This is a genomic window from Chromobacterium phragmitis (genome assembly GCF_003325475.1).
In the GTDB taxonomy this organism is placed as follows: Bacteria; Pseudomonadota; Gammaproteobacteria; order Burkholderiales; family Chromobacteriaceae; genus Chromobacterium; species Chromobacterium phragmitis.
In genome coordinates, this window is sequence record NZ_CP029495.1 from 1,054,184 (window position 1) to 1,066,810 (window position 12,627).

Below are 12,627 nucleotides of genomic sequence, written 5' to 3' on the forward strand. Positions count from 1 at the left end.
TATCGCTTTGGCGCCGTTGCTGGCATGGATCGGCGTATCGGCAGCCGCCGCGCCATCACCTCATCGAATTTCAGAAATCATCCAAAGCAATCCAGGGCTGAGCTCAGCCGATGCCGGCCTGAACCAGCTCTACCGCGCGCTGCGCACCGCTGGCGCCGGCTCTGCAAAGCTATTGGCGGAGAAGCGCAGCTGGCTGCGACTGCGTGACCGCTGCGACAACAGCGATTGCCTGCGGGAGCAATACCAGATGCGCAATGCGCAACTGGCGCGGCAACTGGCGGCGCTGCCTTGCTCCGTGCAAGCGAGCCGATTGACCCATGGCTGGGATAGCATGGATGGCGGAGGATTTTTCCAGCAATTTGAACTAGAAGCGGATGGCGCCTTCAACAGTTGGCGGCATCAGCATCCCGAATTGAGCAACGCCCGCTGGTCGTTCGATGCCCGCCACTGCCGACTGCGAATCCGCGCCTCCCGCCACGAGGGCATGGATTTCGATTACGCAGTGGTGATGACACGCCCTAACCGGCTGTGGTTGCTGGACATGCGCGACCATGCGGCAGGAAATTATGCGCCAATACAATAAAGCCGTGATGCTGGCCTTGCTGGCCGGACTCGCCTGTCAATCTGCCACAGGCGATGGAGTACGCTTCGGCCGGGTGCCGGTAAAAGACGCTGATGTTATCGCATTGACGAACAAACGCTGGGATAAACGAGTGTATCTGCGTGAAAACGGCAAACAATACGACCTGTTTGCCGCCTACGAAAACTACGATATCGAAACCATCATCCGCCGCGGCCGCTATCTGGCGCTGTTTCTTTTCAGCTATGGCATTGCCGAGGACATGGAGGAAGGCAAGCGTTATCACGAAGTGCCCCATTGCATGTTTGTCGAACGCCGCACTGGCTGCGTGCTGGGAGAGGGCAGCCAATTCACCTGCGATGGAGAATGGGTCCAAGCCGCCGTTTGGCAACCTCGCGATCGGGAGGCGTGGAACATGAGAGCGCTGCGCAAGCAGGTGCTGGCGGGAACCGACAAAGAAGGGGCGGAAAATCGGCGCCGCTGCGGCATGCGCTGAACTATCCTGTTTCAGGCGGCGCCATCCGGACAATGCCAAGGGAATGCGAATTGGCGTTATAATCCGGTCCCGGCCTATATCACTTGCCATTTCCGATGAAACGACTCTTATCCGCCGCATCGCTAGCCGCTTTCCTTGCCAGCGCCGCGATGGCATCCCCTCCTCCTGACGCGTTGCAAACCGGCACGCTGGCCAATCAAAAACTGATCCGCGACGCGATGATGGGCGTAGCCGCCGAGATGGGCACCCGCGGCTGCGCCAAGCCGGAAGGCGTTCAACCCTATGTCCTGGCCCAGCCGCAGGGCGAGCCCGGTTCCCGATTTTGGCGAGAGGCTTGGGTGGTGACAGGGTGCGGCAAGGAATACCCTGTCCGGATCGAGTTCCGCGAGGACGGCCAGGAGTCTGCCTACTGGACCATACTCAAATAAGCACTGTCCCGCCGCCCGGATAAAAAAACCGCGCCCTCTCGCGCGGTTTTTATTTTCCCAAGCAAGGAACGCTTAACGCCACACGCCCCAGAACAGCCACAGCATGATGGGGCCGCCCAGGATCAGCCACTTAAGCAGATAGTAGGTAAAGCGGCTTTGCGCCTTGATCTTCTTGCCGAACAGGCGCACCTGCTGGATGTAGCGGAAGGCGCGATTGAGGCCGCCGACGCGGTCGCCGGCTTCGTTGGGCGAATTGGCGGCGCCCACCAGCACCCGGCTGACGATGCGGTTGATCACCCGCGCCGGCCAGAACCACATCGGCCGCTCCACGTCGCAGAACAGGATGATGCGGTTCTGGTCGGTGGTGTTTTCCGCGTAATGCAGGTAGGTCTCGTCGAAGATCACCGCCTCGCCGTCGCGCCAGCTGTACGGCTGGCCGTCCACGTCGATGAAGCAGCCGTCGTCGTTGGGCGTGATCAGGCCCAGGTGGTAGCGCACCGAGCCGGCGAACGGATCGCGGTGGCGCACCAGGCGGCTGCCTGGCGGCAGCGCGGCGAACATCGCCGCCTTGATGTTGGGAAACTGCCTCAACAATTCGGTGGTGTACGGACACAGCGCCTGGGCGGACGCGTGATCCTGGCCGTACCATTTCAGGTAGAAGCGCTTCCAGCCGGTCTTGAAGAAGCTATTGAAGCCCAAGTCGTCGTACTTGTCCGAGGCCTTGATATTGCCGCGGTCGTACAGCGCCACCGCCTCCTCCCGGATCTTCTCCCAGTTGGCGGTCAATGCCTGCAGTTCCGGGAAACGCTCCACCGGCAGATAGGGCTTGGCCGGCACCCTGGAAAACAAATACATGAAGCAGTTGATCGGCGCCATGATGGTGGAGTGATCGCTCAGCTGGCGCCAGAATCCCAGCCGCACACGGCCGCGGAAATGCACGTAAAGGGTGGACAACACGAAAACGGCGACCACCAGAATCTTGAAATAAGGCATCGGCAACTCCAGACAATCAAGCTGCTATTGTAAAACGACAAGATGGTTAACGCAGGCCGACTCGACCAAAACCAGCGGAGAAACATTGAAAACTGTCCGATTCGCCTGACTTTAGCCGATATCAGACAAATACCGTGCGTACCGAATAGCCGTCGGCGGCAAAGTCGAACAGCCGGTAACCATGCCGGTCGTCTATCTCGATATCGCACGCCCCCTGCCGCCATTGGAAACAGGTGGCCGGCCCCGCCTCCAGCGCCTTGCCGCGGTAGGCGAGGCTGTAATCGCCGTGCGCATGGCCGCAGATCGCCAGCTTCAGCGCAGGCGATGCCGCCGCGATCCGCCAGAACGGCGCGGCCGGGGACAGCATGCAGTCATCCAGCAATGGCGTGCCCACCGCCAGCGGATGGTGGTGCAGCACCACGGCCGCCGGTCCATCCGCCTCGCCCAACAGCCGTCGCATCCGCTCCAGCTCGGCGTCGGCTATTCGGCCGCCATCCTGTCCGGCCACGCAGCTGTCCACGCCGATGAAGGTCCAGCCCCCCAGCTCCGTCCGCTCCAGCGGATGCAGGAAGCCATGCTCGTCGAACACCCGCGCCATGGTCTGCCGCTTGTCGTGGTTGCCGGCTATCCAGTGCACCGGCAAGCCTAATCCGGCCAGGGCCTCAGCCGCCAGGCGGTAAGAAGCCTCCGACTCGTCCTGCGACACGTCCCCGGTCAGCAATACGGCCGCCACGCCCTCTTCTTTCCCCAGGCCCGCCAGCACGCGCGCCAGCGCGGCGTGGGTGTCGCGTCCCAGCAAGCAGCCATTTTTGTCTGCGAACAGATGCAGATCCGTCAATTGCGCAATTTTCACCGTCGCCCCATTGCATGTCGGAAGCATTGATTATCTCCCAGCCGGCGCGCGGCCACAGCCATAAAAAAACCGGCGGGCCACGCCGCCGGTTTCTCGCGCCCTTTACAGGCGGGATCAGAACAACTGATCCTTGACGTTCTCCACCGCGTCCTGGGCGGCGGGCTTGGCGCCGTCCGCGTCCGATTGCGGCGCGCTGGCGTCGCCCTCTCCGCCCGGCACCGAGCCCTGGTTGTCGATGTGCAGCTCCGGATTGGTCTTCTGGAACTCTTCGTAGTAGTACTCGTCGCCGCCGCGCTGGCCGGCGCCCGGCTTCACCGCGATGCCCTGCGGCATCGGCAGGTCCACTTCCGGCTGGCCCTTGAGCGCGTTGCCCATGTAGTTGATCCAGATCGGCAGCGCCGCGGTGCCGCCGTAGCCGTAGCGGCCCAGCGAGCGCGGCTGATCGAAGCCCACCCAGGTAGCGGCCACCAGATTGGGGTTGAAGCCGACGAACCAGGCATCCTTCCAGTCCGAGGTGGTGCCGGTCTTGCCGGCCAGATCGGTGCGGCCCAGGCTCATCGCGCGGTAGCCGGTGCCGTAACGGACCACGTCGCGCAACATCGACGTCATGATGAAGGCGTTGCGCGGATCGATCGCCTGCTGGGCGTTCTGGCCGGCCACAGTGGGCACGGTCTTGGCCAGCACGCGGCCAGACTGGTCTTCGATGCGATCGATGAAGAAGGCCTTGGTGCGGTAGCCGCCGTTGGCGAACACCGAATAGCCCTCCACCATCTGCAGCGGCGTCACCGAGCCCGCGCCCAGCGCCATCGGCAGGTAGGCCGGGTGCTGTTTGGCGGAGAAGCCGAAGCGCTGGATGTACTGCTGGGCGTAATCGGTTCCCACCGCCATCAGCACGCGCACCGACACCAGGTTCTTGGAGCGGGTCAGGCCCTGGCGCAAGGTGATCATGCCGGCGAACTTGCCGTCGTCGTTCTTGGGCGTCCAGCTTTGGCCGTTGACGCCAGGCACCGACAGCGGCGCGTCGTTGATCAGCGTGGACGGCGTGATGCCGCGCTCGATGCCCGACGAGTAGATGAAGGGCTTGAACGAGGAGCCGGGCTGACGCCAGGCCTGGGTCACGTGGTTGAAGCTGCGGCGGTTGAAGTCGAACCCGCCGATCAGCGACTTGACCGCCCCGGTGCGGGTGTCCAGCGACACGAAGGCGCCTTCCACTTCCGGCATTTCCACGATCTCCCAATATCCCTTGGGGTTGGCCTGGACGCGGATCACCGCGCCGCGGCGGATCTGCAGTTGGGACGATGCCTTGCTGCTGAGCCCGCGGCGGGCGAAGTCGAGGCCGGCGCCCTTGATGGACGCAGTCTTGCCGCCGCGCATGTAGGCGCGCACTTCGGACGGGCTGGCCGACAGCACGATGGCTGGCAGCATGTCGCCGCTGTCGCGCAGATCGCCCATTGCCTCGTCCAGCGCCTCGGTCACATCCTCGCCGTCGCCGCTGGGCAGATCGAGGAAGCTTTCCGGGCCGCGGTAGCCGGTTTTGCGGTCGTAATCGATCAGGCCGGCGCGCAGCGCGTCATACGCCCATTTCTGGTGGCGGCTGTCCACGGTGGTGTAGACCTTGAAGCCCTCGGTATACGCAGCCTCTTTATAACGCTCGTACATCGCCTGGCGTACCATTTCCGCAACATACTGGCCGGGCTGGCTGGTTTCAGCCACCTGGCTGGCCAGGTGCAAAGGCTCGTTCAGCGCCTGCTCGTACTGGTCCTGAGTGATGAAGTTCAGCTCTCGCATCCGGCGCAGCACATATTGCTGGCGCAACTTGGCACGGTCCGGATTGACGATGGGGTTGTAGGCCGACGGCGCCTTGGGCAGTCCGGCCAGCATCGCCATCTGGGCGACGCTCAACTCGCCCAATGGCTTGCCGTAGTAAGTTTGCGCGGCCGCGCCGAAACCGTAGGCCCGCTGCCCCAGATAGATCTGGTTGAAATACAGTTCCAGAATCTGGTCCTTGCTCAGCGTATGCTCGATCTTGAACGCCAGCAGCGCCTCATTGAACTTGCGGGTGAAGGTTTTCTCGCTGGACAGGAAGAAATTCTTCGCCACCTGCATGGTGATGGTGCTGGCGCCTGAGCGCGCGTGGCCGGACACCAGGTTGCCGACCGCGGCGCGCAGGATGCCGAGGTAGTCGATGCCGCTATGCTGATAAAAGCGTTCGTCTTCCGCCGCCAGCACCGCCTGCTTCATCAGCTGCGGCACTTCGTGGATGCGGGAGAATGAGCGCCGCTCCTCGCCGAACTCGCCCAACAACTGGTTGTCGGCGGAGTAGACCCGGAGCGGGATTTTCGGACGGTAGTCCGTGATTACATCAAGGCTTTGCAGGCGCGGGTAGGTTATGATGATGGCAATTGCGGCGGCTCCCGCCACCAGCACCACACCACCTAGGAAAACGCCTGCCAAGATGGCAAGAAATCGTCTTAGCATGTTTACGATGGGCTTTCACTGGAAACCGGATTATAACGTCTTGTGAAAGCCAACAAGACAAACAATGGCGGCAACAGTTCGAATTTCTGTTGCGAGAGACCGGATCGAGGCACGGATGCTAGTCGATAAACTGAGGCTCGGGCGGCCCTTGCTCGAGCAATTGGGGCTGGGGAAATCCCATAATTCGCCGCTGCTGGGGCTGGACATCAGCAGCACCGCGATCAAGCTGGTCGAGCTCTCGCGCAACGGCCGCAACATCCAGGTGGAACGCTACGCGATCGAATCCCTGCCCAAGGACGCGGTCAACGACGGCAATCTGGTCGACATAGACGGCATCGCCGAGGCGCTGCGGCGCTGCTGGAAGCGTCTGGGCAGCCCGATACGCAGCGTCGCCATCGCCATTCCCACGCCGATGGCCATCTACAAGAAACTGCTGGTGCCGGCCAGCCAGGCCGAGGACATGGACGACATGATCGAGTCCGAGGCCAATCAGATCATTCCCTTCCCGCTGGACGAAGTGAACCTAGACCATCAGGTGCTGGGTCCGTCGCCCTCCAGCATAGACGACCTGGAGGTGCTGCTCTGCGCCGCGCGCAAGGAGAAGGTGGAAGAGCGGGTCGCAGTGGTGGAGATGGCGGGCCTGCGCCCCCAGGTGGTGGATGTCGAGTCGTTCGCGATGATGACCGCCTTCGAGCAGATCCAGCAGCAGCTGCCGGAGGAGGGCATGAACCAGACCTTCGCGCTGTTCGACATCGGCGCCACCCGCATCCACTGCAACATCATCCGCAACAACCAGCAAATCTACTATCGCGAACAGATGTTCGGCGGCCACCAGCTGACGCGCGACATTCAGCGGCGCTATAACATCAGCTTCGAAGAGGCGGAAATCGGCAAGCGCAGCCTGGGCCTGCCCGACGGCTACGAATCCGAACTGATGCATCCCTTCACCGACGCGCTGGCACAAGAGATCCAGCGCGCGCTGCAGTTCTTCTACACCACGGTCAGCGTGTCGCAATACCTGCGCGTCGACTACATCCTGCTGGCAGGGGGCTGCAGCATGCTGCCCGGCCTGGACGACGCAGTGGCCGGCCGCACCCAGATCAGCACCATGATCGCCAACCCGTTCACTACCCTGGTGCAGGCGCCCGGCATCCGCCTGAAAGAACTGCTGATGGACGCGCCGTCGCTGCTGATCGCCTGCGGTCTGGCGCTCAGGAGGTTCGACTGAATGATACGCATCAACCTCCTTCCCCACCGCGAACAGAAAAAAGCCGCGCACCGGCTGCGTTTTCAGCTGCTGCTCGGCGCCACCGCGGTCTTGTCGTTGCTGTTGCTCGGCGCCGGCTACCTGGCGCTGCAGCATCAGATCGGCGGACAAGAAACGCGCAACCGCTTCCTGCAGGATGAAATCGGCAGGCTGGACCGGCAGATCAAGGACATCGGCAAGCTGAAGAGACAGCGAGACGACCTGCTGGCGCGCAAGCAACTAGTGGAAAGGCTGCAGGAAGGGCGCAATTCGGCGGTGCACCTGTTCGACCAACTGCTGCGCCAAACGCCGGACGGCGTGTATCTGAAAAGCTTCAAGCAGAACGGCAACCAGGTGGTGCTTGTCGGCTACGCCCAGTCCGGCGCGCGCGTGTCCAACTACATGCGCCAGCTGGGGCAATCCGAAACCTTCGACGCTCCGGTGCTGGTGGAAGTCAGCTCTTCCGTCGTCAACAACCAGCGCGTCAGCGCGTTTACGCTTAATGCCACCATGCGGCAAAGTCCGCCCGCCGCCAACAAACCTGCCGGAGCCACGCCATGACGCTGGACGAACTGCGCGCGCTCGACCCCAAGGACATGCCCAACTGGCCATTCCAGGCTCAAGTGCTGATGTTCATTCTGTTGATGGCGCTGGCGGTGGGGCTGGGCTACTTCTTCGTGCTTGGCGACCAGTTGGACAAGCTGAACCAGTCCCGTCAGCAAGAAGCCACGCTGAAGCAAACCTTCATCGACAAGAAACGCCAGGCAGTCAATCTGGATGCGCTGCAACAACAGCTGAAGGAAATCGACGCGTCCTTCGGCGCCCTGCTCAAACAGCTGCCCACCAAGTCCGACATGGACACCCTGCTGACGGAAATCAACCAGGCCGGCATCGGCCGCGGATTGCAATTCGACCTGTTCAAGCCCGGGACAGAAACCCGCACCGCAGAGATGGCCGAAGTGCCGATCACCATCCGTCTGACCGGCTCGTACAACGACCTGGCGGCCTTCGTCAATGACGTTGCCCAATTGTCGCGCATCGTCACCATCAGCGACATCAGCCTCTCTCCCGCCAGCAACAACCGCCTGACCATGGATGCCACCGCCCGTACCTACCGGGCGCTGGAGCCCGGCGAGCGCATGAACGCGGCGGCGGCCAAGTGATGGAAGGCCGCGCGATGACAAGAATCGGCATCGGCCTGCTCTGCCTGCTGTTGAGCGCCTGCGGCGGCGGCGGCAATGAAGACCTGAAGCAGTGGATGGCCAGCAGCAGCCAGGGATTGCGCGGCCAGATCGAGCCTCTGCCCCAGGTACAGACTTACAAACCGTTCGACTATCAGGCCTACGACCTGACCGACCCGTTCAACCCTCAAAAACTGCAGGCCGGCAAGCAGCGGAACGCGGCCAACGCGCCGGATATGCAGCGGCCACGCGAAGCGCTGGAAAGCTATGATCTGGACAAGCTGGCGATGGTGGGCACCATACGCCGCGGCGGCGCCACCTACGCGCTGATCCGCACGCCTGAAGGCGCGATCTACCGGGTGCAGCCCGGCAATTACATGGGACTGAATTTCGGGAAAATCACCAGCATCAACGACGCGGAGGTGCAGTTGTCCGAATCGACGGAAGATCTGAATGGAGAATGGGTGCAGCGCGGCAGCAGCCTCCATCTTGAAGAACAAGGGCAGAGCAAATGACAAGACTCGGCAAAGCATTATGGACGGGGTGGATCCTGGGCCTGGCCGCCGGCGCGGCAAACGCCGCGCCGGCCATCACCGCCCTGGATGCCGGCAAGGTGGACGGCAATCGCCAGACGCTGCAGATCACGTTCGACGGTCCCGCGGTCAAACCCAACAGTTTCGCCATGTCCAACCCGCCGCGCATCGCGCTGGACTTCGCCGGCACTACGGTCAAGATGAACAAGCCCTCGCTCGCCGTGGACAGCCCGCTGCTGCGCTCCGCCGTCGCGGTGGAGGCCAGCGGCCGCTCACGGCTGGTGCTGAGCCTGGCGCGCAACGCCAGCTACCGCAGCGAGATCAGCGGCAACCGCCTGCTGCTGACGCTTGACGGCTCGATGGCGCCCGGACTCGCGGCGACGCCGCAAGAGATCGCCCCCTCCTCCCGTGCCGATGAGCAGGCCATGGCCCAAGTCGCCTCCGGCGACGCCGTGGGGCTGGATTTCCGCCGCGGCCGCAACGGCGAAGGACGGGTGGAGCTGGCCCTGCCCAGCGCCAACACGCCGGCGGACATTCGCCGCGACGGCCTCAACCTGGTGGTCGATATCGCCGGAGCCTCGCTGCCGCGGCAACTGGTGCGCCGCGTCGACGTCACCGACTTCGGCACGCCGGTAGCCAAGGTGGATGCCGTCAACCTGGGGCGGAACATACGCGTCACCATCATCCCCCAGGGCGACTGGGAGTATTCGTCCTACCAGACCGACGGCAAGCTGGTAGTGGAAATCCGGCGCCCGGCGCCGGAGCTGGCCGGCGGCGGAGACGCCGCCAAGCCGCAGTACAAGGGCGACAAGCTGTCGCTCAACTTCCAGAACATAGAAGTCCGCACCGTGCTGCAAGTGATCGCCGAATTCACCGGCCTCAACATCGTCACCAGCGACTCAGTCAGCGGCAACATCACCCTCAGGTTGAAAGACGTGCCCTGGGACCAGGCGCTGGACTTGATCCTGCAAAGCAAGGGCCTGGATCAGCGCCGCAACGGCAACATCATCCAGATCGCGCCCCGCGACGAACTGCTGGCCCGCGACAAGCAGATCCAGGAAGGACGCCAGCAATTGGCTACGCTGGAGCCGTTGCGATCGGAAACCTTCGTGCTGCGTTACCGCTCGGCGGAGGAGTTCAAGAAGGTGCTGGATGGCGACAGCGGCGCCGGCAAGAAGGAAAGCCTGCTGTCCGAACGCGGCAGCGTGCTGATCGACCCCAAGACCAACACCTTGATCGTCAACGATATCGGCACCGCGATAGACAAGATCCGCGACATCATCGCCAAGACCGACATTCCGGTGAAGCAGGTGCTGATCGAGGCCCGCATCGTAGAAGCCACCGACAACTGGGAGCGCGATCTGGGCATCAAGCTCACCTACGACAGGATGGACCCCAAGGGCATCATCTCCGGCAACCCGCTGGGCACCAACGTCAACAACGTCACCAACTTGAACACCAGCCAGCCCTATGTGATCCAGACTACGCCGGCCGGGGTCAACCTGCCGATCGCCAACCCGTCCGGCACGCTGTCCGCGCTGTACAACGTCGGCCACTCCGTGATCCTGGGCCTGGAACTGCAAGCGATGCAGGCCGAGGACAAGGGACGCATCATCTCCAGCCCGCGAGTGATGACCGCCGACCGCCAGGAGGCCACCATCGAACAGGGCACGGAAATCCCCTACCAGGAGGCCAGCTCCAGCGGCGCCACCTCGGTGTCGTTCAAGAAGGCGGTTCTCCGCCTCAACGTCAAACCTCAGATCACGCCGGACAACCACGTGATGATGGACATCACCGTCAACAAGGATTCGGCCAACTTCACCCAGACGGTGAACGGCACGCCGTCGCTATCCACCGAGAAGATCACCACCCAGGTGCTGGTTGAAAACGGCGGCACCGTGGTGTTGGGCGGCATTTATCAACAACAGCTGAACGACGTAGTCAACAAGGTACCTTTCCTCGGCGACATTCCCTTGCTGGGCGCGCTGTTTCGCAGCTCGCAGAAAATAGACAAGCGCAGCGAATTGCTGATTTTCATCACCCCCAAAGTCATCAACGACCTGACCGCCTCATCCCGCTGAAGCGGCCAAGACAGATTCGTTAACGATCGGCTACAATGCCTGCCATGGAGAAACTGGCAGGCAACTTTTTTCTGGTCGGTCTGATGGGCGCGGGCAAGACCACGGTGGGCAGGGCGCTGGCGCGCCGCACCGGCAAAACGTTCTACGACTCCGACCAGGAGATCGAGGCGCGCACCGGCGTGCGCGTGGCCACCATCTTCGACATCGAAGGCGAGCTGCGCTTCCGCAACCGCGAAACCTGCGTGATACGCGACCTGGCCCAGCAGCGCGACATTGTGCTCGCCACCGGCGGCGGCGCCGTGCTGCGCGAGGAAAACCGCAAGGTGCTGGCCAGTTACGGCACCGTGATCTACCTGCGCGCGGCCATCGACGACCTGCTCGCCCGCACCCTGCACGACAAAAACCGCCCGCTGCTGCAAATCGCCGATCCGCGCGCCAAACTGGAAAGCCTGTTCAACGAACGCGATCCGCTTTATCGCGAAATCGCCGACATCGTCATCGACACCTCCCAGCAAAACGTCAATCTACTGGTCAACCGCCTGATCGACCAGCTATTGGAATCACCCGAACACCGCAAGGAAACCGACTAGTGATCACCCTCGACCTGATCCTTCCCGACACCCGCTATCCGATACACATTGGCCACGGACTCCTGGAACAGGTCGATCTGCTGTTGCCCCATCTGCCGCTGCCCAAGGCTGCCATCGTCAGCAACGCCACCGTCGCCCCGCTTTATCTGCAACGCCTGAGGCAAGCGCTCGAGGCGCGCGGCGTAGCCTGCGCCAGCGTGGTGCTGCCCGACGGCGAGGCGCACAAGGACTGGCCAACCCTGAACCTGATCTTCGACGCCCTGCTGGCGGACAACGCCGAGCGCAAAACCACGTTGATCGCTCTGGGCGGCGGCGTGATCGGCGACATGACCGGCTTCGCCGCCGCATGCTACCAGCGCGGCGCTCCCTTTATCCAGATCCCCACCACCCTGCTGGCCCAGGTGGACTCATCGGTCGGCGGCAAGACAGCGATCAACCACCCTCTGGGCAAGAACATGATCGGCGCCTTCTACCAGCCCCGCGCGGTGATCGCCGACATGGACCTGCTATCCACCCTTCCCGACCGCGAGCTGTCCGCGGGCCTCGCCGAGGTGATCAAATACGGCCTGCTGGGCGACGCCGACTTCCTCGCCTGGCTGGAAGACAATATGGCCGCGTTGCGCGCGCGCGACAGCGCCGCGCTGCAATACGCGGTGAAGCGCAGTTGCGAGATGAAGGCCGCCATCGTCGCCGAGGATGAGAAGGAAAACGGCGTGCGCGCGCTCCTGAATCTGGGCCATACCTTCGGCCACGCCATCGAGGCCGGCCTGGGCTACGGCGCCTGGCTGCACGGCGAAGCCGTGGCCGCCGGCATGGTGCTGGCCGCGGCCGCATCCGCCGAGCTAGGCTGGCTCCGCCGCGAAGAAGTCGTCCGCGTGCGCCATCTCATCGCCGCCGCCGGCCTGCCGGTCAAGGCGCCTGCCATGCCTACCGAACGATGGCTGAATCTGATGAGCCACGACAAGAAGGTGGAAGCCGGCACCGTGCGTTTCGTCTTGTTGCGACGGCTTGGCCAGGCCGTGATAGAGTCAGGGCTGGAAACCGCGTTGCTGGACAAAATTCTGCGCGAGAACTGCTGAATCCGGCTGTTCGGACGGCCAGGCTACGGATTTATACGAATTGCCAAGCCGCCCTCCTCGTCAGAATAATCAACAGACTAATAAAAGAT

Annotated in this window: 13 protein-coding genes; 10 read left to right on the plus strand and 3 right to left on the minus strand. The window is 62.9% G+C overall.

From position 1 onward, the window contains the following. The first annotated feature begins 7 nt into the window (after nucleotides 1-7). From DK842_RS05175 to DK842_RS05185, 3 genes are all read left to right on the plus strand, one after another. On the plus strand, nucleotides 8-583 hold the full coding sequence (locus DK842_RS05175) for a lysozyme inhibitor LprI family protein (RefSeq protein ID WP_114060393.1): 576 nt from the start codon (nucleotides 8-10) through the stop codon (nucleotides 581-583). After that, nucleotides 552-1,076, plus strand: a complete 525-nt coding sequence (locus DK842_RS05180; RefSeq protein ID WP_145963969.1) for a hypothetical protein — start codon at nucleotides 552-554, stop codon at nucleotides 1,074-1,076. The genes DK842_RS05175 and DK842_RS05180 overlap by 32 nt, the downstream gene beginning before the upstream one ends. Nucleotides 1,077-1,171: 95 nt before the next feature. Next, nucleotides 1,172-1,504: a hypothetical protein gene (locus tag DK842_RS05185; protein WP_198414637.1), complete on the plus strand. Its 333-nt coding sequence runs from the start codon at nucleotides 1,172-1,174 to the stop codon at nucleotides 1,502-1,504. 72 nt (nucleotides 1,505-1,576) lie between these two features. Here DK842_RS05185 and lpxO read toward each other — a convergent pair whose 3' ends face one another. The 3 genes from lpxO to DK842_RS05200 form a co-directional block, all read right to left on the minus strand. Continuing rightward, nucleotides 1,577-2,497: a lipid A hydroxylase LpxO gene (lpxO, locus tag DK842_RS05190; protein WP_114060395.1), complete on the minus strand. Its 921-nt coding sequence runs from the start codon at nucleotides 2,495-2,497 to the stop codon at nucleotides 1,577-1,579. A gap of 121 nt (nucleotides 2,498-2,618) precedes the next feature. Further along, a complete protein-coding gene (locus DK842_RS05195) occupies nucleotides 2,619-3,350 on the minus strand; it encodes a metallophosphoesterase (protein ID WP_168191814.1) in 732 nt (243 codons plus the stop codon). Nucleotides 3,351-3,464: 114 nt separating this feature from the next. Then, nucleotides 3,465-5,804, minus strand: a complete 2,340-nt coding sequence (locus DK842_RS05200; protein ID WP_232538597.1) for a penicillin-binding protein 1A — start codon at nucleotides 5,802-5,804, stop codon at nucleotides 3,465-3,467. 139 nt (nucleotides 5,805-5,943) lie between these two features. On the opposite strand from DK842_RS05200, the gene DK842_RS05205 reads away from it, so the two are divergent. The 7 genes from DK842_RS05205 to aroB are packed head-to-tail and all read left to right on the plus strand — an operon-like array spanning nucleotide 5,944 to nucleotide 12,538. Next, the gene (locus DK842_RS05205; RefSeq protein WP_114060398.1) at nucleotides 5,944-7,056 is read left to right on the plus strand and encodes a pilus assembly protein PilM; all 1,113 of its coding nucleotides are present in this window, start codon (nucleotides 5,944-5,946) and stop codon (nucleotides 7,054-7,056) included. After that, nucleotides 7,057-7,635, plus strand: coding sequence for a PilN domain-containing protein (locus DK842_RS05210; RefSeq protein ID WP_114060400.1), 579 nt, complete (start codon nucleotides 7,057-7,059; stop codon nucleotides 7,633-7,635). Then, nucleotides 7,632-8,237 (plus strand): type IV pilus inner membrane component PilO, encoded by a 606-nt coding sequence (locus DK842_RS05215; protein ID WP_114060401.1) that lies wholly within the window; start codon nucleotides 7,632-7,634, stop codon nucleotides 8,235-8,237. The genes DK842_RS05210 and DK842_RS05215 overlap by 4 nt, the downstream gene beginning before the upstream one ends. Before the next feature lie 14 nt (nucleotides 8,238-8,251). Further along, entirely contained in the window at nucleotides 8,252-8,770 is a 519-nt protein-coding gene (locus DK842_RS05220) for a pilus assembly protein PilP (RefSeq protein WP_114063623.1), read from the plus strand. Then, entirely contained in the window at nucleotides 8,767-10,869 is a 2,103-nt protein-coding gene (pilQ, locus tag DK842_RS05225) for a type IV pilus secretin PilQ (RefSeq protein ID WP_114060403.1), read from the plus strand. Before DK842_RS05220 ends, pilQ begins: the two co-directional genes overlap by 4 nt. A gap of 35 nt (nucleotides 10,870-10,904) precedes the next feature. Continuing rightward, nucleotides 10,905-11,459 (plus strand): shikimate kinase AroK, encoded by a 555-nt coding sequence (aroK, locus tag DK842_RS05230; RefSeq protein WP_114060404.1) that lies wholly within the window; start codon nucleotides 10,905-10,907, stop codon nucleotides 11,457-11,459. Next, nucleotides 11,459-12,538: a 3-dehydroquinate synthase gene (gene aroB / locus DK842_RS05235; RefSeq protein ID WP_114060406.1), complete on the plus strand. Its 1,080-nt coding sequence runs from the start codon at nucleotides 11,459-11,461 to the stop codon at nucleotides 12,536-12,538. The genes aroK and aroB overlap by 1 nt, the downstream gene beginning before the upstream one ends. Nucleotides 12,539-12,627 lie beyond the last annotated feature (89 nt).